Annotated in this window: 25 protein-coding genes; 20 read left to right on the top strand and 5 right to left on the bottom strand. The window is 52.7% G+C overall.

The window, feature by feature from the left end; all coding sequences use genetic code 11:
• Positions 1-63: 63 nt before the first annotated feature.
• Positions 64-690 (bottom strand): lysoplasmalogenase, encoded by a 627-nt coding sequence (locus QMN38_RS14580; protein ID WP_323605262.1) that lies wholly within the window; start codon positions 688-690, stop codon positions 64-66.
• 141 nt (positions 691-831) lie between these two features.
• Here QMN38_RS14580 and QMN38_RS14575 point away from each other — a divergent pair, with 141 nt between their 5' ends.
• Positions 832-1203, top strand: coding sequence for a DUF2500 domain-containing protein (locus QMN38_RS14575; protein WP_323605261.1), 372 nt, complete (start codon positions 832-834; stop codon positions 1201-1203).
• Between the two features lie 67 nt (positions 1204-1270).
• Here the strand turns inward: QMN38_RS14575 and QMN38_RS14570 are convergent, their stop codons facing one another.
• Both QMN38_RS14570 and rsmD read right to left on the bottom strand, forming a co-directional pair.
• Complete coding sequence (locus tag QMN38_RS14570; protein ID WP_202037523.1) at positions 1271-1546, bottom strand: DUF1145 family protein; 276 nt, start codon at positions 1544-1546, stop codon at positions 1271-1273.
• Positions 1536-2132, bottom strand: coding sequence for a 16S rRNA (guanine(966)-N(2))-methyltransferase (rsmD, locus tag QMN38_RS14565; RefSeq protein WP_323605260.1), 597 nt, complete (start codon positions 2130-2132; stop codon positions 1536-1538). The genes QMN38_RS14570 and rsmD overlap by 11 nt, the downstream gene beginning before the upstream one ends.
• A 151-nt stretch (positions 2133-2283) precedes the next feature.
• Here rsmD and ftsY point away from each other — a divergent pair, with 151 nt between their 5' ends.
• From ftsY to QMN38_RS14540, 5 genes are all read left to right on the top strand, one after another.
• On the top strand, positions 2284-3804 hold the full coding sequence (ftsY, locus tag QMN38_RS14560) for a signal recognition particle-docking protein FtsY (protein ID WP_323605259.1): 1521 nt from the start codon (positions 2284-2286) through the stop codon (positions 3802-3804).
• 2 nt (positions 3805-3806) lie between these two features.
• Complete coding sequence (ftsE, locus tag QMN38_RS14555) at positions 3807-4475, top strand: cell division ATP-binding protein FtsE (protein WP_137381973.1); 669 nt, start codon at positions 3807-3809, stop codon at positions 4473-4475.
• Positions 4468-5526, top strand: coding sequence for a permease-like cell division protein FtsX (ftsX, locus tag QMN38_RS14550; RefSeq protein WP_202037526.1), 1059 nt, complete (start codon positions 4468-4470; stop codon positions 5524-5526). The genes ftsE and ftsX overlap by 8 nt, the downstream gene beginning before the upstream one ends.
• A 253-nt stretch (positions 5527-5779) precedes the next feature.
• Entirely contained in the window at positions 5780-6634 is an 855-nt protein-coding gene (gene rpoH, locus QMN38_RS14545) for an RNA polymerase sigma factor RpoH (protein WP_003023425.1), read from the top strand.
• A 320-nt stretch (positions 6635-6954) separates the two neighbouring features.
• Positions 6955-8058 carry a branched-chain amino acid ABC transporter substrate-binding protein gene (locus tag QMN38_RS14540; protein WP_271448685.1) on the top strand — a complete coding sequence of 368 codons (1104 nt, stop codon included), beginning with the start codon at positions 6955-6957 and terminating at the stop codon, positions 8056-8058.
• Between the two features lie 86 nt (positions 8059-8144).
• Here the strand turns inward: QMN38_RS14540 and panM are convergent, their stop codons facing one another.
• Positions 8145-8528 carry an aspartate 1-decarboxylase autocleavage activator PanM gene (gene panM / locus QMN38_RS14535; protein ID WP_271448771.1) on the bottom strand — a complete coding sequence of 128 codons (384 nt, stop codon included), beginning with the start codon at positions 8526-8528 and terminating at the stop codon, positions 8145-8147.
• Between the two features lie 423 nt (positions 8529-8951).
• Between panM and livK the strand changes: the two genes are divergently transcribed.
• The 14 genes from livK (at position 8952) to ugpQ (ending at position 20587) form a co-directional block, all read left to right on the top strand.
• Positions 8952-10061 (top strand): high-affinity branched-chain amino acid ABC transporter substrate-binding protein LivK, encoded by a 1110-nt coding sequence (gene livK, locus QMN38_RS14530; RefSeq protein ID WP_137381970.1) that lies wholly within the window; start codon positions 8952-8954, stop codon positions 10059-10061.
• A gap of 61 nt (positions 10062-10122) precedes the next feature.
• Positions 10123-11049, top strand: coding sequence for a high-affinity branched-chain amino acid ABC transporter permease LivH (gene livH, locus QMN38_RS14525; protein ID WP_003023435.1), 927 nt, complete (start codon positions 10123-10125; stop codon positions 11047-11049).
• Positions 11046-12323 carry a branched chain amino acid ABC transporter permease LivM gene (gene livM / locus QMN38_RS14520; protein ID WP_137381969.1) on the top strand — a complete coding sequence of 426 codons (1278 nt, stop codon included), beginning with the start codon at positions 11046-11048 and terminating at the stop codon, positions 12321-12323. The genes livH and livM overlap by 4 nt, the downstream gene beginning before the upstream one ends.
• Positions 12320-13087: a high-affinity branched-chain amino acid ABC transporter ATP-binding protein LivG gene (gene livG / locus QMN38_RS14515; protein ID WP_048213581.1), complete on the top strand. Its 768-nt coding sequence runs from the start codon at positions 12320-12322 to the stop codon at positions 13085-13087. The genes livM and livG overlap by 4 nt, the downstream gene beginning before the upstream one ends.
• 17 nt (positions 13088-13104) lie before the next feature.
• Positions 13105-13818, top strand: a complete 714-nt coding sequence (gene livF / locus QMN38_RS14510) for a high-affinity branched-chain amino acid ABC transporter ATP-binding protein LivF (protein WP_137381968.1) — start codon at positions 13105-13107, stop codon at positions 13816-13818.
• A gap of 101 nt (positions 13819-13919) precedes the next feature.
• The gene (locus tag QMN38_RS14505) at positions 13920-14201 is read left to right on the top strand and encodes a hypothetical protein (RefSeq protein WP_271454349.1); all 282 of its coding nucleotides are present in this window, start codon (positions 13920-13922) and stop codon (positions 14199-14201) included.
• Positions 14202-14316: 115 nt separating this feature from the next.
• Positions 14317-14724, top strand: a complete 408-nt coding sequence (locus tag QMN38_RS14500; RefSeq protein ID WP_323605258.1) for a dTDP-glucose pyrophosphorylase — start codon at positions 14317-14319, stop codon at positions 14722-14724.
• Positions 14725-14782: 58 nt separating this feature from the next.
• Positions 14783-15004 carry a type II toxin-antitoxin system Phd/YefM family antitoxin gene (locus QMN38_RS14495; RefSeq protein ID WP_271448681.1) on the top strand — a complete coding sequence of 74 codons (222 nt, stop codon included), beginning with the start codon at positions 14783-14785 and terminating at the stop codon, positions 15002-15004.
• On the top strand, positions 15001-15369 hold the full coding sequence (locus QMN38_RS14490) for a type II toxin-antitoxin system death-on-curing family toxin (protein ID WP_271448680.1): 369 nt from the start codon (positions 15001-15003) through the stop codon (positions 15367-15369). The genes QMN38_RS14495 and QMN38_RS14490 overlap by 4 nt, the downstream gene beginning before the upstream one ends.
• Positions 15370-15626: 257 nt before the next feature.
• Positions 15627-16943 carry a sn-glycerol-3-phosphate ABC transporter substrate-binding protein UgpB gene (ugpB, locus tag QMN38_RS14485; RefSeq protein WP_202037531.1) on the top strand — a complete coding sequence of 439 codons (1317 nt, stop codon included), beginning with the start codon at positions 15627-15629 and terminating at the stop codon, positions 16941-16943.
• 101 nt (positions 16944-17044) lie between these two features.
• The gene (gene ugpA, locus QMN38_RS14480; protein WP_323605257.1) at positions 17045-17932 is read left to right on the top strand and encodes a sn-glycerol-3-phosphate ABC transporter permease UgpA; all 888 of its coding nucleotides are present in this window, start codon (positions 17045-17047) and stop codon (positions 17930-17932) included.
• Positions 17929-18774, top strand: a complete 846-nt coding sequence (gene ugpE, locus QMN38_RS14475) for a sn-glycerol-3-phosphate ABC transporter permease UgpE (RefSeq protein ID WP_137381964.1) — start codon at positions 17929-17931, stop codon at positions 18772-18774. The genes ugpA and ugpE overlap by 4 nt, the downstream gene beginning before the upstream one ends.
• Positions 18775-18776: 2 nt before the next feature.
• Entirely contained in the window at positions 18777-19847 is a 1071-nt protein-coding gene (locus QMN38_RS14470; protein WP_271441368.1) for a sn-glycerol-3-phosphate import ATP-binding protein UgpC, read from the top strand.
• Positions 19844-20587: a glycerophosphodiester phosphodiesterase gene (gene ugpQ, locus QMN38_RS14465; protein WP_271448678.1), complete on the top strand. Its 744-nt coding sequence runs from the start codon at positions 19844-19846 to the stop codon at positions 20585-20587. Before QMN38_RS14470 ends, ugpQ begins: the two co-directional genes overlap by 4 nt.
• On the opposite strand, the gene QMN38_RS14460 is transcribed toward ugpQ, so the two are convergent.
• Entirely contained in the window at positions 20584-21027 is a 444-nt protein-coding gene (locus tag QMN38_RS14460) for a DUF2756 family protein (RefSeq protein WP_202037535.1), read from the bottom strand. The genes ugpQ and QMN38_RS14460 overlap by 4 nt on opposite strands.
• Between the last annotated feature and the right edge of the window lie 63 nt (positions 21028-21090).

The raw sequence follows: 21090 nt of genomic DNA, 5'->3' as shown, positions 1-21090 counted from the left end.
TTGATAATCATTTCGTATTAACCGGAGGATACACTCTGGAGTCGACTCCAGAGTCAAGGGTTTTTAAAGATACAGCGAACGAACAATCAGGAAATGCCCGGCGAAGTAGCAAGCCGCCGCAATCGCGTTGTCCGCGCGGAAGCGGTAACGGTAATGGCTCCCCAGCCAGACAATGTTGCCGATGAACAGGAGAGAGGCCCCCAAAAATGCGGACAGCGCCGGCGCGGTCGGGCGGAAGAACCACAGTTCGCCTGCCATCCAGACCATCATCAGAGTAATACCGACAAAGGTACATATGGCAATACGCAGTTCTTCCAGGCGCGTCCAGATCACGGCGATCAGCAACGCACCTAACACCAGCAGCACCAGCGGTAAAGGCCAGAAGAACGACAGCGTCATTTGGCTGGCGAAGTAAATGGTATACAGCAGGTGCGACAGGAAAAACGCGCCAATGGCGTACAACAGACGTTGACGTGGCAATAGCGTCAACGCATCACCCAGCAGCGAGGCAAGCAAGCCGGCCAGTACCAGGTAGCTGATGGCGTTAAACATTGGCGCCTGCCAGGCCAGCAGTAGCAGGAGCAATAACGTCAGGGGTTTAAAGACCCAGCGTTGCCAGACGGGTCCACGATAGGAAGCATCCACGAACAGCCATGCGGAAAGACAAACAGCGATAAACGACCAAAGCATCTTAGTTCCTTGAATTCGTTATTTTTTCGTAAGCGGGGTGCTTACGGCTCTATTGACCAGTGTAGAGTCCGATACCGCCAGATGACAACACCATAACAGGCAAGGTATGCTTATTTCCGCATTTTCTGATGGGTTAATAATATGAGTAAGCCACCCCTTTTTTTTATTGTGATCATTGTCTTAATCGTTATTGCCGCGTCGTTTCGCTTTGTCCAGCAGCGGCGGGAAAAAGCGGAAAATGATGCTGCACCGTTGGTGCAAAAGAAGGTGGTGGTGAGTAATAAGCGAGAGAAGCCGCTAAATGACCGGCGTTCACGTCAACAGGAAGTGACGCCAGCGGGCACCAGCATGCGCTATGAAGCCAGCTTCAAACCGCAAAGCGGCGGCCTGGAGCAGACCTTTCGTCTTGATGCCCAGCAGTATCATGCGTTAACGGTTGGCGACAAAGGCACGCTGAGCTACAAGGGTTCGCGTTTTGTTGATTTTACCCAACGAATGCCGGATGGCGGCTGATGCCTTATCCGGCCTACAAGTCCGTAGGCCCGGTAAACAGAGCGCCACCGGGCGAAGGGATCTCAATTTATTTCTTCAACTGGCTCTTAATCTTCTTCTGCCACACCAGCAACTCAAATACGCCAAACAGAAAAATACGGATTTTCTCGCCGCGGGTCATTTGTGGGCCATCTTTCGGCATGGTGGATTTCAGCAGCGCCAACTGCATGCCGTGCATCAGCACCATAAACACCAGCGCCACATTCACGAAGATATTGAGCGGACGTGGGAACGGTTGGAAAATATTCAGGAGCAGGAATGCCCAGACACACAGCATTAACAGACGACCCAGATTAATCAGCATGTTGCTCTCCTTGTGCTTCACGTTGATACAGGCGATAAGCAACCTGCCCAGCCACTTTTTCGCGGTACAACGACCAGTTAACCGGAACTGCAGGCAGGCCGTTTTCGACTTCGCTTTCAACGTAAATATACGCTTCGTTTGCCAGCCAGCCGCGAGTTTCCAGAAGTGTTAATGTTTCTTCCAGTAATCCTTTGCGAAACGGTGGATCAACAAACACCACGTTATGCGGTGTACCCGTCTGGGCTAAAAACGTCAGGGTGTTGGTGTTGATGACGCGGGCATGTGTTGCCTTCAGCGTGGCGAGATTTTTTTGTAACTGCTGCGAAACCGCGCGATCCATCTCCAGAAGCGTGGCATCTGCCGCATAGCGGGAGAGTGCTTCCAGAGCCAATGCGCCGCTGCCAGCAAAGCAATCAAGGCAACGAGCATCGACCATCACCGGGGCCAGCCAGTTAAACAGCGTTTCGCGTACACGGTCGGTCGTTGGGCGTAAACCCGGACTGTCCGGAACCGGGAGTTTACGGCCTCGCCATTGCCCGCCAATAATGCGGATCTGACCGCTGCCTGAGTGATTCGGTTTTTTCATTTCTATTATTGCTCAATCCGCCTATAGCATGTCATTCCAGGCGGTGATGTGAGTTAAGTTAAGTGATAGACTATTTCATCATTTTTTTAGCTGCTATGTACATAGCGTTGACGCTGTGCCATGAAGCAACAGCGGGGGAGTGTAGTCGCAAATGGCGAAAGAGAAAAAACGTGGCTTTTTTTCCTGGCTGGGCTTTGGTCAAAAAGAGCAGGCACCGGAAAACGAGACAGAACTAAAAAACGAAGAACAACAACCGGTTACTGAAGAAGCAACCGTCGTTGATGAGCCGTCACGCGCGCAGGAAACGCATAGCGAGGCAGAAACAGAAGCCTTTGCCGCTGAAGTTGTTGACGTCACTGAACAGGTTGCTGAAATTGAAAAACTGCAGCCGGAAGAAGAACCTATTGCTCAACAACAGCAACCGGTCGTTGAATCCATAGTGGAAACTCCGGCACCCGCGGCAGTGACCGAACACGAAGAATTACCGCTGCCGGAAGAGGTTAAAGCCGAAGACGTTTCACCAGAAGAGTGGCAGGCTGAAGCGGAAACCGTTGAAATTGTTGAGGCAGTTGAAGAAGAAGCTGAAAACGAGCCACAGCTAACTGATGAAGAGCTGGAAGCACAGGCGCTGGCAGCTGAAGCGGTGGAAGAAATTGCTGAAGATGCCGCGATTGTGGAGCCTGTTGAAGACACGCCAGCAGCAGAAGAGGCTGTGGTGGAAGACGCTGTGCAGGAGCAGGAAAAACCGACGAAAGAAGGTTTCTTTGCGCGCCTGAAGCGTAGCCTTCTGAAAACAAAAGAAAACCTCGGTTCCGGATTTATCAGTCTGTTCCGTGGTAAAAAGATCGACGATGATCTGTTTGAAGAGTTGGAAGAGCAACTGCTGATCGCCGATGTGGGCGTAGAAACAACCCGCAAGATCATTGCAAATCTGACAGAAGGTGCCAGCCGCAAGCAACTCAAAGATGCAGAAGCGTTGTACGGCCTGCTGAAAGATGAGATGGGCGAGATTCTGGCTAAAGTTGATGAACCGCTGAATGTTGAGGGTAAAACGCCATTTGTTATCTTAATGGTTGGTGTTAACGGCGTGGGTAAAACCACCACCATTGGCAAGCTGGCGCGTCAGTTTGAGCAGCAGGGTAAATCAGTGATGTTGGCGGCGGGCGATACTTTCCGTGCCGCGGCGGTAGAGCAGTTGCAGGTCTGGGGTCAGCGTAACAATATTCCGGTGATTGCTCAGCATACCGGTGCGGATTCTGCCTCCGTTATCTTTGACGCCATTCAGGCGGCGAAGGCGCGTAATGTAGATGTGCTGATCGCTGATACCGCAGGGCGTTTACAGAACAAATCGCACCTGATGGAAGAATTGAAAAAAATCGTTCGCGTGATGAAGAAGCTGGACGTTGATGCGCCGCATGAAGTTATGCTGACTATCGATGCCAGTACCGGGCAGAATGCGATAAGCCAGGCCAAACTGTTCCATGAAGCGGTGGGTTTAACCGGCATCACCCTGACCAAGCTGGACGGAACGGCGAAAGGTGGGGTCATTTTCTCGGTTGCCGATCAGTTTGGCATCCCTATCCGCTATATCGGTGTGGGCGAACGTATCGAGGATTTACGTCCGTTTAAAGCGGGCGATTTTATAGAGGCACTTTTTGCCCGAGAGGATTAACAATGATTCGCTTTGAACATGTCAGCAAGGCCTATCTCGGTGGGAGACAAGCGCTGCAGGGAGTCACATTCCATATGCAGCCTGGCGAGATGGCGTTTCTGACCGGCCACTCCGGCGCGGGTAAAAGTACCCTGCTGAAGCTGATCTGTGGAATTGAACGGCCCAGTGCCGGGAAGATCTACTTCAGCGGGCACGACATCAGCCGTTTGAAAAACCGTGAGGTGCCGTTTCTGCGTCGCCAGATCGGCATGATTTTTCAGGATCACCACCTGTTGATGGACAGAACCGTCTTCGACAACGTGGCAATCCCACTGATCATTGCGGGTGCCAGCGGTGACGATATTCGTCGTCGCGTGTCGGCGGCGCTGGATAAAGTCGGGCTGTTGGACAAAGCGAAGAACTTCCCGATTCAACTCTCCGGCGGTGAACAGCAGCGTGTGGGCATCGCCCGCGCGGTGGTGAACAAGCCTGCGGTACTGCTGGCGGATGAACCGACGGGGAACCTGGATGACGCGCTGTCAGAAGGGATCCTGCGTCTGTTCGAAGAGTTTAATCGCGTCGGGGTAACGGTATTAATGGCGACGCACGATATTGGGCTGATCTCCCGTCGTTCTTATCGCCAGCTTGTCCTGAGTGACGGACACTTGCACGGAGGCCTGGTGAATGAATAGACGCGACGCTATCAATCAAATCAAACAGTTCGGTGGACGACTGGATCGTTTCCGTAAATCGGGCGGTGCGCCCGGAGAGGGCGGTCGCAACGCGCCAAAACGTGCGAAAGCGTCGCCAAAACCGAACTCGCGTAAAACCAACGTCTTTAACGAGCAAGTGCGCTATGCGTTCCAGGGGGCGTTGCAGGACCTGAAAAGTAAACCGCTGGCGACGTTCCTGACGGTGATGGTTATCGCTATCTCACTGACGTTGCCAAGTGTTTGTTACATGGTCTACAAGAACGTGAACCAGGCGGCAAGCCAGTATTACCCGTCCCCGCAGATCACCGTATATCTGCAAAAAACGCTGGATGATGATGCGGCGGCACGTGTGGTGGGGCAGTTACAGGCCGAGCAGGGCGTGGAGAAAGTGAATTACCTCTCCCGTGACGATGCGCTGGGCGAATTCCGTAACTGGTCCGGCTTTGGTGGCGCGCTGGATATGCTGGAAGAAAACCCTCTTCCGGCTGTGGCGGTGGTGATTCCTAAACTGGATTTCCAGGGCACGGAATCACTGAACACGCTGCGTGATCGTATTGCACAAATCAACGGTATCGATGAAGTTCGCATGGATGACAGCTGGTTTGCGCGACTGGCTGCGTTAACGGGTCTGGTCGGTCGTGTGTCAGCGATGATTGGCGTACTGATGGTCGCGGCGGTCTTCCTGGTCATCGGTAACAGTGTGCGTCTGAGCATTTTTGCGCGTCGCGATACCATTAACGTGCAGAAACTGATTGGTGCAACGGATGGATTTATCCTGCGTCCGTTCCTCTACGGCGGCGCACTGCTCGGTTTTTCTGGCGCATTTCTTTCACTGATTTTGTCAGAAATTTTGGTGATGCGACTGTCGTCAGCGGTCACGGAAGTGGCGCAAATTTTTGGAACGAAGTTTGATATCAACGGCTTATCATTCGATGAGTGCCTGCTACTCCTGCTGGTATGCTCAATGATTGGCTGGGTGGCAGCCTGGCTTGCCACGGTTCAACATTTACGCCACTTTACCCCCGATTAAAAAATCTCTGGTATAATCTTTCCCTGCACTGAGTAGTTCGCTCTGCAGGGAAAGAGCCCTGTTTTCTCTTCCCGGCGCATTCATCGTGATGTCACATTTTGTGCGTAATTTATACACATTACGACATGGAACTTGTGGATAAAATCACTGTCTGATAAAAGATTGAATGATATTCTCGTTGCTCATAAGCTCTGGCATGGTTGTTGCTATTGGTTTTTACCAACGCCAGATGACAAAGATTGAGAGGATTTGAATGACCAAAGAAATGCAAAATTTAGCTTTAGCCCCTGTTGGTAACCTGGAGTCTTACATCCGGGCTGCGAACGCGTGGCCGATGTTGTCGGCTGACGAGGAGCGGGCGCTGGCTGAAAAGCTGCATTACCAGGGCGATCTGGAAGCAGCTAAAACGCTGATCCTGTCTCACCTGCGCTTTGTTGTTCATGTTGCTCGTAACTACGCGGGCTATGGCCTGCCGCAGGCGGATCTGATTCAGGAAGGTAATATCGGCCTGATGAAAGCCGTGCGTCGATTCAACCCGGAAGTGGGTGTGCGCCTGGTTTCCTTCGCCGTGCACTGGATCAAAGCTGAGATCCACGAATACGTTCTGCGTAACTGGCGTATCGTGAAGGTCGCGACCACCAAAGCACAGCGTAAGCTGTTCTTTAACCTGCGCAAAACCAAGCAGCGTCTGGGCTGGTTTAATCAGGATGAAGTGGAAATGGTTGCCCGCGAGCTGGGCGTTTCCAGCAAAGACGTGCGCGAAATGGAATCCCGTATGGCGGCGCAGGACATGACGTTTGACATGTCTTCGGACGACGAGTCCGACAGCCAGCCGATGGCCCCGGTTCTGTATCTGCAGGATAAATCCTCCAACTTTGCTGATGGCATTGAAGAGGATAACTGGGAAGATCAGGCCGCGAACAAGCTGACTCATGCAATGGAAGGTCTGGACGAGCGTAGCCAGGATATTATCCGCGCCCGCTGGCTGGACGAAGACAACAAGTCTACGTTGCAGGAACTGGCCGATCGCTACGGCGTTTCCGCTGAACGTGTTCGTCAGCTTGAAAAGAACGCGATGAAAAAACTGCGCGCCGCAATCGAAGCGTAATTTTCACGAATGGCCAATCAACCCTCGAATGTGAATTCGGGGGTTTTTTTTAGGCCGGATAAGGCGTTTACGTCGCGATCCGGCAAAATGTTTGCCCGATGGCGCTTTGCTTATCGGGCCTACGTCCTTTCCTTTCCTCCTCTCCCCCAATACGAATTTGTTATCTGGATGTAAATTTAGCTATTCCAAAATAATAAAAATCGGGTATGTTTTAGCAGAGTATGCTGCTAAAGCACGGGTAGCTATCCAATAATCGATATAAAGTGCTGAACAACAACATCACAACACACGTAATAACCACAATAATGGGGATTGTCAGGATGAATATGAAGGGTAAAGCGTTATTGGCAGGATGTATCGCCCTGTCTTTGAGCAATATGGCATTTGCTAAGGATATTAAAGTTGCCGTCGTCGGCGCGATGTCCGGCCCGGTGGCGCAGTATGGCGATCAGGAATTTACCGGCGCAGAACAGGCTATTGCGGATATCAACGCCAAGGGCGGCGTGAAGGGCGACAAACTGGTCATGGTGAAATATGACGATGCCTGTGACCCGAAACAAGCGGTAGCGGTTGCTAACAAAGTGGTCAACGACGGGATTAAATACGTTATCGGCCACCTGTGCTCATCGTCCACTCAACCTGCGTCAGATATCTATGAAGACGAAGGTATTCTGATGATCACCCCTGCGGCAACGGCACCGGAACTCACCGCGCGCGGCTATAAACTGGTGATGCGTACCACCGGCCTGGATTCCGATCAGGGCCCAACGGCCGCCAAATATATCGTTGAAAAAGTGAAACCGAAGCGTATTGCTATCGTTCACGACAAACAGCAGTACGGCGAAGGCCTGGCGCGCTCCGTGCAGGACAACCTCAAGAAAGCCAACGCTGACGTGGTGTTCTTCGACGGGATCACCGCCGGTGAGAAAGACTTCTCTACGCTGGTGGCGCGTCTGAAGAAAGAGAACATCGATTTTGTTTACTACGGCGGTTATCACCCGGAAATGGGCCAGATCCTGCGCCAGTCTCGTGCCGCAGGTCTGAAGACCCAGTTTATGGGGCCTGAAGGGGTCGCGAACGTGTCGCTGTCTAACATTGCGGGTGAATCGGCAGAAGGTTTGCTGGTGACTAAGCCGAAGAACTACGACCAGGTACCGGCGAACAAACCGATTGTGGATGCTATCAAAGCCAAGAAACAGGACCCAAGCGGTGCATTTGTGTGGACGACCTACGCCGCACTGCAGTCTTTGCAGGCCGGTCTGAACCAGTCTGACGATCCGGCTGAAATTGCCAAATACCTGAAAGCAAACTCAGTGGAAACCGTGATGGGGCCGCTGTCATGGGATGCGAAGGGCGACCTGAAAGGCTTCGAATTTGGCGTGTTTGATTGGCATGCTAATGGTACGGCGACTGATGCTAAATAATTGAGTGCCGGGTGGCGGCTTCGCCTTACCCGGCCTACAACGAGCACTTCGTAGGCCGGGTAAGCAAAGTGCCACCCGGCTTTCTTTTAGCGTTTCTCCCAGCCATCCGCCTGTGCTGTAAACCCTAACGCCTGCATAAACGCCGCCATCACGCTGCGGTCTTCAACGCCAACATCCGCCATCCACCATGAACTCACGTCCGGGTTTTCGCGGAGAGTTTCTTCAACCAAATACTGCCCAACGCCACGACGACGGGTGATATCGCGTACGCGTAAGGAATCCAGCGCGCCTTGCGTACCGCTCAGGGTGACGCGTACTGCGCCAAGCAGGCGCTCGTTAAAGCGTGCGGCATAGATCCGGTGCGTTTCATCTACGCTTAATGATGAGACGGAATATTCCGGCCAGATTTTGCCAAGATCGATGAGATCCTGAGCACTGAAGTTTTCTAAACGAACGATGGTCAGCTTCATTAACAGCATGTCCAAATCACAAAAGATGGAATCAGTGTACCGAAATAATTTACTCGGATGCTTTCTCTTTTTTATGCGATTAACCAGGTTAATCGTTTTGTGACAACAGTAATGGCAGTTTGAAACAGCAAAGATTGAAAAACAGGCAGAATAATACCCTGGAATGCAGCATTTTATTCGGCTCTTTGTACCGTTATTTTATGCTGACAAACGCACTTTTTTTTGTTTATCTATAGTGAAAAGCAGAATATTATCTTTTCTTAATCGACTGAAATATAGAGATTTTAGCCTGATTTTGCTTAAAAAACTGTGCTAAACCATTAATGAGACTGGTAAAAATAGTACAGTTCAAAAAAAGCACAGTCTGCTTTTTAACCATATAAATACAAAATATTAATTACGTCACGAATGGGGATTCAGGTAATGAAACGGAATGCGAAAACAATCATCGCAGGGGTGATAGCACTGGCAATGTCGCACGCTGTCATGGCGGAGGATATCAAGGTCGCTGTTGTTGGCGCGATGTCAGGTCCGGTCGCGCAGTGGGGCGATATGGAATTTAATGGCGCACGCCAGGCGATTAAAGATATCAATGCCAAAGGCGGGATCAAAGGCGACAAGCTGGTTGCCGTGGAATATGACGATGCCTGCGATCCGAAACAGGCCGTTGCCGTCGCGAACAAAATCGTCAACGACGGCATTCAGTATGTGATAGGACATCTGTGCTCATCGTCGACTCAACCGGCATCAGATATTTACGAAGACGAAGGCATTCTGATGATTTCTCCGGGGGCGACTAACCCGGAACTGACGCAGCGTGGTTACGCGCACATCATGCGCACCGCGGGTCTGGATTCCTCTCAGGGGCCGACTGCCGCGAAATACATCCTGGAGAAGGTGAAACCACAGCGTATCGCCATCATTCATGACAAGCAGCAGTACGGTGAAGGCCTGGCACGTTCGGTGCAGGACAGCCTGAAAGCAGGTAAAGCCAACATCGTCTTCTTTGATGGGATCACCGCCGGGGAGAAAGATTTTTCTGCGCTGATCGCTCGCCTGAAAAAAGAAAATATCGACTTCGTTTATTACGGTGGCTACTACCCGGAAATGGGGCAAATGCTGCGTCAGGCGCGTTCAGTTGGCCTGAAGACGCAGTTTATGGGACCAGAAGGTGTAGGCAATGCCTCACTGTCTAACATTGCCGGTGATGCCGCGGAAGGCATGTTGGTTACTATGCCAAAACGCTATGACCAGGACCCGGCGAATAAAGCTATCGTCGATGCGCTCAACGCTGAGAAGAAAGATCCAACCGGACCTTACGTATGGATCACCTATGCAGCCGTTCAGTCACTGGCGACAGCGATGGATCGTAGCGGCAGCAAAGAGCCGTTGGACCTGGTGAAAGATCTGAAAGCTCACGGGGCTGATACCGTGATTGGGCCGCTGAAATGGGACGAAAAAGGCGATTTGAAGGGATTTGAGTTTGGTGTCTTCCAGTGGCACGCGGATGGTTCATCGACTGTCGCGAAGTAATACCTGAAGACGCGTTATCCCACCGCCCGTACAAAACGGGCGGGTTTAAAAAGGTTACCTTATGTCCGAGCAGTTCCTCTATTTCTTACAGCAGATGTTTAACGGCGTCACGCTGGGAAGCACCTACGCGCTGATCGCCATTGGCTACACGATGGTGTACGGCATTATCGGCATGATCAACTTCGCCCACGGCGAGGTGTATATGATCGGCAGTTATGTCTCCTTTATGATCATCGCTGCGCTAATGATGATGGGCATTGATTCCAGCTGGCTGCTGGTCGCCGCGGGATTCGTCGGTGCCATCGTGATTGCCAGCGCCTACGGCTGGAGCATTGAACGCGTGGCGTATCGGCCCGTGCGCAGCTCCAAGCGCCTGATCGCGCTGATTTCCGCTATCGGGATGTCTATCTTCCTGCAAAACTACGTCAGCCTGACTGAAGGTTCGCGCGATGTGGCGCTGCCCAGCCTGTTTAACGGCCAGTGGACTGTCGGCAGCAGTGAAAACTTCTCTGCATCCATTACCACCATGCAGCTGGTTATCTGGATTGTGACCTTCCTTGCGATGCTGGCGCTGACGCTGTTTATCCGCTATTCGCGTATGGGACGCGCCTGTCGTGCCTGTGCGGAAGACCTGAAAATGGCTAGCCTGCTCGGCATTAACACTGACCGCGTGATCGCGCTGACTTTTGTGATTGGTGCAGCAATGGCGGCGGTAGCAGGTGTGTTGCTTGGACAGTTCTACGGTGTAATTAACCCCTATATTGGCTTTATGGCCGGGATGAAAGCCTTTACTGCGGCGGTTCTTGGCGGTATCGGTAGCATTCCTGGGGCGATGATCGGCGGCCTGATTCTGGGCGTGGCGGAAGCGCTCTCCTCTGCTTATCTGAGTACGGAATATAAAGATGTGGTGTCATTCGCACTGCTGATTCTGGTGCTGCTGGTAATGCCGACCGGTATTCTGGGTCGCCCGGAGGTAGAGAAAGTATGAAACCGATGCATTTTGCAATGGCGCTGCTTTCAGCGGTCATGTTTTTCATCCTGGCGGGCGTCTTCATGGGCGTTCAACTGGAACTGGATGGCACGAAGCTGGTGGTGGATACCGCTGCGGATATCCGCTGGCAGTGGGTGTTTATCGGTACCGGCGTGGTCTTTCTTTTCCAACTGCTGCGTCCCGTTTTCCAGAAGAGCCTGAAGAGCGTCTCCGGACCGAAGTTCATTCTGCCGGCGATTGATGGCTCAACCGTTAAACAGAAGCTGTTCCTGGTGGCGCTGCTGGTTATTGCTGTCGCATGGCCATTTATGGTGTCGCGCGGCACGGTGGATATCGCTACGCTGACGATGATTTATATCATTCTCGGCCTCGGCTTAAACGTGGTGGTCGGCCTTTCCGGCTTGCTGGTGCTGGGCTACGGCGGCTTCTATGCCATTGGTGCGTATACCTTTGCGTTGCTGAACCACTATTACGGTCTTGGTTTCTGGACCTGTTTGCCGCTGGCTGGGCTGGTATCGGCGGCGGCTGGTTTTCTGCTTGGCTTCCCGGTTCTGCGTCTGCGCGGCGACTACCTGGCGATAGTGACCTTAGGCTTTGGCGAAATCGTACGTATCCTGTTGCTCAATAATACTGAAGTCACCGGTGGCCCGAATGGTATCAGCCAGATCCCTAAACCCACCTTTTTCGGTCTGGAATTCAGCCGTAGCGCCCGTGAAGGCGGCTGGGATACCTTCAGCAACTTCTTTGGTGTGAAATACGATCCCTCTGACCGTGTGATTTTCCTCTACCTGGTGGCGCTGCTGCTGGTGGTCTTCTCGCTGTTTGTCATCAACCGCCTGTTGCGTATGCCGTTGGGCCGTGCATGGGAAGCGCTGCGTGAAGATGAAATTGCCTGCCGTTCACTGGGCTTAAACCCTACACGCATCAAGCTGACCGCCTTTACCATCAGCGCTGCGTTTGCCGGTTTTGCCGGAACGCTGTTTGCCGCGCGCCAGGGTTTTGTCAGTCCGGAATCGTTCACCTTTGCTGAGTCGGCCTTTGTGCTGGCGATTGTCGTGCTGGGGGGGATGGGATCGCAGTTTGCGGTGATCCTGGCGGCTATCCTGCTGGTGGTCTCACGTGAGCTGATGCGTGATTTCAATGAATACAGCATGTTAATGCTGGGTGGTTTGATGGTACTGATGATGATCTGGCGTCCGCAGGGCTTGCTGCCGATGACCCGTCCACAGTTGAAACTGAAAAACGGGGAAGCAAAAGGAGAGCAGGCATGAGTCAGCCATTATTATCGGTTAGCGGCCTGATGATGCGTTTTGGCGGCCTGCTGGCAGTCAACAATGTGTCTTTGGATTTGCATAAAAAAGAGATTGTCTCTCTGATTGGCCCGAACGGTGCGGGGAAAACCACGGTCTTCAACTGCCTGACCGGGTTCTATAAGCCGACCGGCGGGACGATTAAGCTGCGCGACCAGCACCTTGAAGGGCTGCCGGGCCAGCAAATTGCGCGTATGGGCGTGGTGCGTACCTTCCAGCATGTGCGCCTGTTTCGCGAAATGACAGTGATTGAAAACCTGCTGGTGGCGCAGCATCAGCAACTGAAAGCTGGCGTTTTCTCCGGGCTGTTAAAAACTCCGGCTTTTCGCCGCGCGCAGGATGAAGCGCTGGACCGCGCCGCCACCTGGCTTGATCGTATCGGCCTGCTGCAGCATGCCAACCGGCAGGCGAGCAACCTGGCCTATGGCGACCAGCGCCGTCTTGAGATTATCCGTTGCATGGTTACTCAGCCGGAAATTCTGATGCTCGATGAACCTGCTGCGGGCCTTAACCCGAAAGAAACCAAAGAGCTGGACGAGCTGATTGCCGAGCTGCGCGATCATCACGACACCACCATTCTGCTCATTGAGCACGATATGAAGCTGGTGATGGGCATTTCAGACCGTATTTACGTGGTGAACCAGGGGACGCCGCTGGCGAACGGGACACCGGAGCAGATTCGTAACAACCCGGACGTGATCCGCGCCTATTTAGGTGAAGCATAATGGTGGTGAGGCATAAGATGGAAAAAGTCATGTTGTCTTTTGACAACGTCAACGCCCACTACGGCAAGATCCAGGCATTGCACGATGTCAGCCTGTACATCAATCAGGGTGAAATCGTGACGCTTATCGGTGCCAACGGCGCGGGGAAAACCACGCTGCTCGGGACGCTGTGCGGCGATCCTCGGGCAACAAGTGGGCGTATTGTCTTTGATGGTAAAGATATTACCGACTGGCAGACGGCAAAAATCATGCGTGAAGCGGTGGCGATTGTCCCGGAAGGGCGTCGCGTGTTTTCCCGTATGACGGTAGAAGAGAATCTGGCGATGGGCGGCTTTTTTGCCGAGCGCGACCAGTTTCAGGAGCGTATCAAGTGGGTGTACGACCTGTTTCCACGTCTGCATGAACGTCGTATCCAGCGTGCGGGAACCATGTCTGGTGGTGAGCAGCAGATGCTGGCGATTGGTCGGGCTTTGATGAGTCAGCCGCGTTTGTTGCTGCTCGATGAGCCGTCTCTGGGGCTGGCACCGATCATCATCCAGCAGATCTTTAACACCATTGAGCAATTGCGCGAGCAGGGGATGACGATTTTCCTCGTCGAACAAAACGCCAACCAGGCACTGAAACTCGCTGACCGTGGTTACGTGCTGGAAAACGGTCACGTGGTGCTGGAAGATACCGGTGATGCATTGCTGGCGAACGAAGCGGTGCGTAGCGCTTATTTGGGCGGATAACAGTTATCTAAGTAGACAAGGGGCTCATCAGGCCCCTTTTTTATTGCGCTATGTTATTATTGATAATGATTATCAATAATAAAAATGAACATGGAGAAAGGATGACACGTTCAGGTGCCTGTATGGCTATTGGAAGTCTGCTAGTGGCCTGCTCATTCAGTGCGCAGGCAGTGAAAGAGCAAACTTTCGATCCGCGCGATCCTGCAATCTGGCAAGAAAAGCCGGTCAACCCGCTAGCACAATCCAACTCACCCTGCGAGGTATTCAGCAGTTCAGTGTGTCCGGGTTGGGAAGATGAAAAATCGGATATCCAGCGTGACCGTGAGCGGCGGGAGCAGCAGCGTTTACAGAACGAATATGAACGCCGCTGGCGAAGAGAGTAAGACTGGAAACGCAATCATTCATACCTTCAGGGATTGCGAGTTCTGTCCCAGCATTTGTACGCTATATTCTGCATAATCAATAGCTTGATTTATATTTTATATCAATGGTAATTGCATGAATGATTCGCAGCGTCAAACTAATGTGCAGCCCATGCCCGCAATTGATGGCGTCACGGTTTCGTTTAATGGGCTGAACTATCTGCGTCCAGAACTCTTGCTGGATTTTGTCAGTATTAGTCTCTCACCGTTGCTCGCCGTAACGCCTGTAGCGCTGCTGTATTCCTCTGTGGGCGTACTTCAGCAAGTCGATTTGCGCAGGCTGCCAGTGGAAGTCTGTGGGCGCGTGGTTTATCCCATCACTTCGCTGAAGCTTCCTGCATTACGGGGAAAACTCATCATCAACGCCCAGTCACGGCGACTCAAGTTTCTGGAAAGCCTGGTGGCGATTTCTCCGGAAGATAACATTCATGGTATGCAGATCCTGGGCCTGGCGCTGGAGTTTACGTTCGCACAACCTGAGTGATGCTTCTTTTTTGTACACAGTAGTTGTACAATTCAGTTGTACATGTGAGGAGGTTTTGATGCGTACCATGAACTATAGCGAAGCCCGACAGAATCTGGCGGAAGTGCTGGAGAGCGCTGCCACCGGCGTTCCTGTCACCATTACACGCCGTGGTCATAAGCCTGCGGTCATCATCAGCGCGGAAGAGTTCGAACGCTATCAGGCCGCAAGGCTTGATGATGAATTTGCCGATATCATGATGGTACATGGTAATGAAATCAGGGAGCTGGCGGATAAATGACCCTACAAATTATCTCAGCGGAAGAGATAATACTGTTTCACGACAGGCTGCTACGTGTAACCCCTGGCGTCACGGGCATGCCCGATCCTGGTCGTGCTGAAGCGCTGATGTATCGGGTGTTAAATCAAATTGAATATGAAGGTGTGACCGACGTGTGGTTGCTGGCCGCAATGCATTTGCTGGCTATCTCTCGCGGACATATTTTTAATGACGGTAACAAACGTACCGCTTTGTTTATTACGTTGCTGTTTTTAAAGCGTAACGGGATAGCTTTGCCTGCAAACCCGGATTTTGTCGCCATGACGGTTGAAGCGGCTGCGGGCCAGCTGACGCTGGAACAAATAGCCTCCCGCCTGCGAGGATAACCCCGGCGGAAGCCATTGTAGGCCGGATAAGATGCGTTAGCATCGCCATCCGGCGGTTCGTAGGCACTTTCGCTGTACGTGTCACAGCTCCCACTTTCCTTCCTTAGCACAGTCACCGCCTTGCCATCTGTTTGTCGCCTTACTATCTTTTTTTTGTAATAAAAAAGTTATTTTTCTGTCATTCGAGCATGTCATGTTACCCCCGCGAGCATAAAACGCGTGATATCGCGCATACGGCACAACAAGAGAGATAACCGATGATATCGTTACGACATACAGCTTTAGGACTGGCACTTAGCCTGGCGTTTGCAGGTCAGGCACTGGCAGTTACCACCATCCCGTTCTGGCATTCAATGGAAGGTGAACTGGGTAAAGAAGTTGATTCACTGGCGCAACGTTTTAATGAGGCTCATCCTGACTACAAAATTGTTCCGCAGTACAAAGGCAACTATGAGCAGAGTCTGAGCGCGGGTATTGCCGCCTTCCGTACCGGAAACGCACCTGCGCTGCTGCAGGTTTATGAAGTCGGTACCGCCACTATGATGGCCTCCAAAGCCATTAAACCGGTCTATGAAGTGTTTAAAGAGGCCGGGATTAACTTCGATGAATCTCAGTTTGTGCCGACGGTTTCAGGTTATTACACCGACTCTAAAACCGGACACTTGCTCTCTCAGCCGTTTAACAGTTCCACTCCGGTGCTGTACTACAACAAAGACGCCTTCAAAAAAGCCGGTTTAGATCCTGAACAACCGCCGAAAACCTGGCAGGATCTGGCGGAGTACACCGCGAAGCTGAAAGCCGCAGGTATGAAGTGCGGGTATGCCAGCGGCTGGCAGGGCTGGATCCAGATTGAAAACTTCAGCGCCTGGAACGGATTACCGGTTGCGACTAAAAATAACGGTTTTGACGGTACAGATGCAGTACTGGAGTTCAACAAGCCGGAGCAGGTGAAACATATCGCGCTGCTGGAAGAGCTGAATAAAAAGGGCGATTTCAGCTATTTCGGGCGTAAAGATGAATCCACCGAGAAGTTCTACAACGGTGATTGTGCGATTACCACCGCGTCGTCCGGCTCTCTGGCGGATATCCGCCACTACGCTAAATTCAACTATGGCGTTGGTATGATGCCATACGATGCTGATGTGAAAGGTGCACCGCAGAACGCCATTATTGGTGGCGCCAGTCTGTGGGTGATGCAGGGTAAAGACAAAGCAACCTACCAGGGCGTCGCGGAGTTCCTCAACTTCCTGGCAAAACCTGAAATTGCTGCTGAATGGCATCAGAAAACAGGTTATCTGCCCATCACCACCGCCGCCTACGATCTGACCCGCGAGCAGGGTTTCTATGATAAGAACCCAGGCGCGGATATCGCAACTCGTCAGATGCTGAACAAGCCGCCGTTGCCGTTCACTAAAGGGCTGCGCCTGGGCAATATGCCGCAGATCCGTACCATCGTGGATGAAGAGCTGGAAAGTGTATGGACCGGGAAGAAAACCCCGCAACAGGCGCTGGATGCTGCCGTTGAACGTGGCAACCAGTTACTGCGCCGCTTTGAGCAATCGACCAAGTCTTAATCGTGAAATGCCGGGTGGCGACTACGCCTTACCCGGCCTACTCATACCCGTAGGCCGGATAAGCGCAGCGCCATCCGGCACTGCTCAGGAATAAAAACTTCATGTCCTCATCCCGTCCGGTGTTCCGCTCGCGTTGGCTTCCCTATCTACTGGTTGCCCCGCAGTTGGTTATCACCGTTATTTTCTTTATCTGGCCTGCCGGTGAAGCGCTGTGGTACTCACTGCAACGCGTTGATCCCTTTGGTCTTTCCAGTCAGTTCGTCGGGCTGGAAAACTTTGTCGCACTGTTCCATGACCCGTACTACCTTGATTCGTTCTGGACCACTATCAAGTTCAGCTCGTTGGTTACGGTAAGCGGCCTGTTGGTGTCGTTATTTTTTGCCGCGTTGGTGAATTATGTGGTACGCGGAAGCCGTTTTTATCAAACGCTGATGCTGTTGCCTTACGCCGTTGCGCCTGCGGTTGCCGCCGTGCTGTGGATCTTTCTGTTCAACCCAGGACGTGGGCTGATTACCCATTTTCTCGGTGAATTTGGCTATGACTGGAACCATGCGCAAAACAGCGGTCAGGCGATGTTTCTGGTGGTGTTTGCATCAGTCTGGAAGCAGATTAGTTACAACTTCCTGTTCTTCTTTGCCGCACTGCAGTCGATCCCGCGTTCACTGATCGAAGCGGCTGCAATTGATGGTGCAGGGCCGATTCGCCGCTTCTTTAAGCTGGCGCTACCGCTGATTGCGCCGGTTAGCTTTTTTCTGCTGGTGGTGAACCTGGTTTACGCCTTCTTTGACACCTTCCCGGTGATCGATGCTGCGACAGCAGGCGGGCCGGTGCAGGCTACCACCACGCTAATTTATAAAATCTATCGTGAAGGTTTTGTCGGACTGGATCTCTCCGCATCAGCCGCGCAGTCGGTCGTGCTGATGTTCCTCGTCATTATTTTGACGGTGGTGCAGTTCCGCTATGTGGAAAGTAAGGTGCGTTACCAATGATTGAGAATCGTCGCGGGCTGACAATATTCAGCCATACCATGTTGATTCTGGGGATCATGGTGATCTTGTTTCCACTGTACGTCGCGTTTGTTGCGGCGACGCTGGATAACAAAGCGGTGTTTGAAACGCCGATGACGCTGGTGCCCGGCACACAACTGCTGGAAAACATGAAATACATTTGGGTCAATGGTGTGGGGGTAAATAGCGCACCGTTCTGGCTGATGATGCTCAACAGTTTCATCATGGCATTCAGTATTACGGTGGGAAAAATCACCGTCTCTATGCTGTCCGCGTTCGCCATTGTCTGGTTTCGCTTTCCTCTGCGTAACCTGTTCTTCTGGATGATTTTTATCACCCTGATGCTGCCGGTGGAGGTGCGTATCTTCCCGACGGTGGAGGTTATCGCCAACCTGAAGATGCTCGACAGTTATGCGGGTCTGACGTTGCCGCTCATGGCATCGGCTACCGCGACATTCCTGTTCCGTCAGTTCTTTATGACGCTACCAGATGAGCTGGTTGAAGCGGCGCGTATTGATGGTGCGTCGCCGATGCGTTTTTTCCGCGATATCGTGCTGCCGCTGTCGAAAACCAATCTGGCGGCGCTGTTCGTCATCACCTTCATCTACGGCTGGAACCAGTATCTGTGGCCGTTGTTAATTATTACCGACGTTAACCTGGGCACCGCCGTAGCAGGCATCAAAGGCATGATTGCCACCGGTGAAGGCACCACACAGTGGAACCAGGTGATGGCAGCCATGCTGCTGACGCTCATCCCTCCGGTAATCATCGTGTTAGCCATGCAGCGTGCCTTCGTACGTGGCCTGGTCGATAGTGAGAAATAAAAATGGCTGGTTTAAAACTACAGGCAGTAACCAAAAGTTGGGACGGCAAAACCCAGGTGATTAAACCGCTGACGCTGGACGTCGCGGACGGGGAATTCATTGTGATGGTAGGCCCATCCGGCTGCGGAAAGTCTACGCTGCTGCGGATGGTAGCTGGGCTGGAGCGGGTGAGCGGCGGCGACATCTGGATTGATAATAAGCGCGTCACCGAAATGGAACCGAAAGATCGTGGCATTGCGATGGTGTTCCAGAACTATGCACTCTACCCGCATATGAGCGTGGAAGAAAACATGGCCTGGGGATTGAAGATTCGGGGAATGGGCAAGGAGCATATTGCCGAGCGGGTGAAAGAGGCGGCGCGTATTCTTGAGCTGGGTGAACTGCTCAAACGCCGTCCGCGTGAACTTTCTGGCGGCCAACGTCAGCGTGTGGCGATGGGGCGGGCGATTGTCCGTGATCCGGCGGTTTTCCTGTTCGATGAACCGCTTTCAAACCTTGATGCAAAGCTGCGTGTGCAGATGCGTCTTGAGTTACAACATCTGCATCGCCGACTGAAAACCACCTCGTTGTACGTCACACACGATCAGGTTGAGGCAATGACGCTGGCCCAGCGTGTGCTGGTGATGAACAAGGGCATTGCTGAACAGATTGGCACGCCAGTGGAAGTCTACGAAAAACCCGCCAGTCGTTTTGTGGCGAGCTTTATCGGCAGCCCGGCCATGAACCTGCTGGATGGGTACGTAAGCGCGTCTGGCACGCATTTTGAACTGGAAGGCGGTATGACGTTACCGCTTGGTAGAAGCGCCAGGGAGTCTGGTGGGCGTAATATGACGCTGGGTATCCGCCCGGAGCATATTGCGCTAAGCTCGCAGGCCGAAGGCGGCGTGCCGCTGGTGTTAGATACGCTGGAAATGCTGGGCGCAGATAACCTGGCACACGGACGCTGGGGTGAGCAAAAGCTGGTGGTGCGACTGGCGCATCAGCATCGCCCGACGGCAGGCAGCACGCTATGGCTGCATCTGCCAGACAATCATTTGCATCTCTTTGATGGCGAAACAGGACAACGCGTATGAGTAACTGGCCTTATCCCCATATTGTCGCCCATCGTGGTGGCGGTAAGTTGGCACCGGAAAATACCCTGGCGGCGATTGACGTGGGGGCGCGATACGGTCACACCATGATTGAATTCGATGCCAAATTGTCGAAAGACGGTGAGATCTTTCTGCTGCATGACGACAATCTGGAACGTACCAGCAACGGCTGGGGCGTTGCGGGTGAACTGAACTGGCAGGATCTTCTGCGTGTTGATGCCGGCGGCTGGTTTAGCGGTGAGTTTAAAGGCGAGCCATTGCCGCTGCTCTCCCAGGTGGCGGAGCGCTGCCGCCAGCATGGCATGATGGCGAATATTGAAATCAAACCGACCACCGGAACCGGGACGCTGACCGGGAAAGCCGTGGCACTGGCCGCGCGTGAACTGTGGGCGGGAATGACGCCGCCGCTGCTGTCATCGTTTGAAATTGATGCACTTGAAGCGGCGCAACTGGCGGTGCCTGAGCTACCGCGTGGTTTGCTGCTTGATGAGTGGCGTGATGACTGGCGAGAGCTCACCACCCGGTTGGGCTGTGTCTCTATTCATCTTAATCATAAGCTGCTGGATGAGGCGCGTGTGGATGCGTTGCGCGATGCGGGGCTGCGGATTCTGGTGTATACCGTCAACCGGCCCCAGCGCGCGGCAGAACTGCTACGCTGGGGAGTAGACTGCATCTGTACCGATGCGATTGATGTCATCGGGCCGGATTTCCAGCCCTGTTAAGGTCCAAGCGTTTTTAACGGAACGTTAGGTTGCGGCGTGCTGGACGGTTTTAGCATGTCGCCATTCTTTTTTTCCGGCAGCATCTGTTGCTGTTTATTCAGCGAGTTGTCCGGGTTATGCGTTCCGCTTAACATCCCGCCATTGCTGTTGGGCAGCATTTGCTGCTGGCCGGAATTCAACTCGCCAGGCTGAGACTGACGTACTCGCTGGGAGTTGGTGTTGATTTGGTTTTCCATATGCTGTTGCTGCATGCGTGTCTGCGTTTGCAACTGCTGGTTGAGCATCCCTTTCTGCTGAATTTGCTGCGTTTGCATTTGTGTTTGCATACGCTGTTGACTCGGGATCTGATAACCGGGTTGATTCGGGTTATTCATGGTGTTGATTGGCTGTGCAAAGCCTGCAAACGGCAATAGCATGGCTAAAAGTAAGAGTCGTTTCATCGCTTTTCTCCTCTCGGGGATCTCTTAAGTTTACTCCTTTCTCGCCGTTACGATGATTATTTC

Origin of the sequence: Citrobacter sp. R-1.5.2 (genome assembly GCF_035064245.1) — a bacterium.
Classification (GTDB): domain Bacteria; phylum Pseudomonadota; class Gammaproteobacteria; order Enterobacterales; family Enterobacteriaceae; genus Citrobacter.
Note: the sequence above shows the minus strand (reverse complement) of the source record. Positions and strands in the feature narration are given on the sequence as shown.

Excerpts from the sequence above, each read along its gene's own strand:
- livF (WP_137381968.1), top strand. The coding sequence starts at position 13,105 with ATGGAAAAAGTCATGTTGTCTTTTGACAACGTCAACGCCCACTACGGC.
- QMN38_RS14460 (WP_202037535.1), bottom strand. The coding sequence starts at position 21,027 with ATGAAACGACTCTTACTTTTAGCCATGCTATTGCCGTTTGCAGGCTTT.
- ftsY (WP_323605259.1), top strand. The coding sequence starts at position 2,284 with ATGGCGAAAGAGAAAAAACGTGGCTTTTTTTCCTGGCTGGGCTTTGGT.
- QMN38_RS14540 (WP_271448685.1), top strand. The coding sequence starts at position 6,955 with ATGAATATGAAGGGTAAAGCGTTATTGGCAGGATGTATCGCCCTGTCT.
- QMN38_RS14505 (WP_271454349.1), top strand. The coding sequence starts at position 13,920 with ATGACACGTTCAGGTGCCTGTATGGCTATTGGAAGTCTGCTAGTGGCC.
- livK (WP_137381970.1), top strand. The coding sequence starts at position 8,952 with ATGAAACGGAATGCGAAAACAATCATCGCAGGGGTGATAGCACTGGCA.
- rsmD (WP_323605260.1), bottom strand. The coding sequence starts at position 2,132 with ATGAAAAAACCGAATCACTCAGGCAGCGGTCAGATCCGCATTATTGGC.
- QMN38_RS14575 (WP_323605261.1), top strand. The coding sequence starts at position 832 with ATGAGTAAGCCACCCCTTTTTTTTATTGTGATCATTGTCTTAATCGTT.
- QMN38_RS14470 (WP_271441368.1), top strand. The coding sequence starts at position 18,777 with ATGGCTGGTTTAAAACTACAGGCAGTAACCAAAAGTTGGGACGGCAAA.
- ftsE (WP_137381973.1), top strand. The coding sequence starts at position 3,807 with ATGATTCGCTTTGAACATGTCAGCAAGGCCTATCTCGGTGGGAGACAA.
- QMN38_RS14490 (WP_271448680.1), top strand. The coding sequence starts at position 15,001 with ATGACCCTACAAATTATCTCAGCGGAAGAGATAATACTGTTTCACGAC.
- ftsX (WP_202037526.1), top strand. The coding sequence starts at position 4,468 with ATGAATAGACGCGACGCTATCAATCAAATCAAACAGTTCGGTGGACGA.
- QMN38_RS14580 (WP_323605262.1), bottom strand. The coding sequence starts at position 690 with ATGCTTTGGTCGTTTATCGCTGTTTGTCTTTCCGCATGGCTGTTCGTG.
- ugpB (WP_202037531.1), top strand. The coding sequence starts at position 15,627 with ATGATATCGTTACGACATACAGCTTTAGGACTGGCACTTAGCCTGGCG.
- ugpQ (WP_271448678.1), top strand. The coding sequence starts at position 19,844 with ATGAGTAACTGGCCTTATCCCCATATTGTCGCCCATCGTGGTGGCGGT.
- livH (WP_003023435.1), top strand. The coding sequence starts at position 10,123 with ATGTCCGAGCAGTTCCTCTATTTCTTACAGCAGATGTTTAACGGCGTC.
- livG (WP_048213581.1), top strand. The coding sequence starts at position 12,320 with ATGAGTCAGCCATTATTATCGGTTAGCGGCCTGATGATGCGTTTTGGC.
- QMN38_RS14495 (WP_271448681.1), top strand. The coding sequence starts at position 14,783 with ATGCGTACCATGAACTATAGCGAAGCCCGACAGAATCTGGCGGAAGTG.
- panM (WP_271448771.1), bottom strand. The coding sequence starts at position 8,528 with ATGAAGCTGACCATCGTTCGTTTAGAAAACTTCAGTGCTCAGGATCTC.
- ugpA (WP_323605257.1), top strand. The coding sequence starts at position 17,045 with ATGTCCTCATCCCGTCCGGTGTTCCGCTCGCGTTGGCTTCCCTATCTA.
- livM (WP_137381969.1), top strand. The coding sequence starts at position 11,046 with ATGAAACCGATGCATTTTGCAATGGCGCTGCTTTCAGCGGTCATGTTT.
- QMN38_RS14570 (WP_202037523.1), bottom strand. The coding sequence starts at position 1,546 with ATGCTGATTAATCTGGGTCGTCTGTTAATGCTGTGTGTCTGGGCATTC.
- QMN38_RS14500 (WP_323605258.1), top strand. The coding sequence starts at position 14,317 with ATGAATGATTCGCAGCGTCAAACTAATGTGCAGCCCATGCCCGCAATT.
- rpoH (WP_003023425.1), top strand. The coding sequence starts at position 5,780 with ATGACCAAAGAAATGCAAAATTTAGCTTTAGCCCCTGTTGGTAACCTG.
- ugpE (WP_137381964.1), top strand. The coding sequence starts at position 17,929 with ATGATTGAGAATCGTCGCGGGCTGACAATATTCAGCCATACCATGTTG.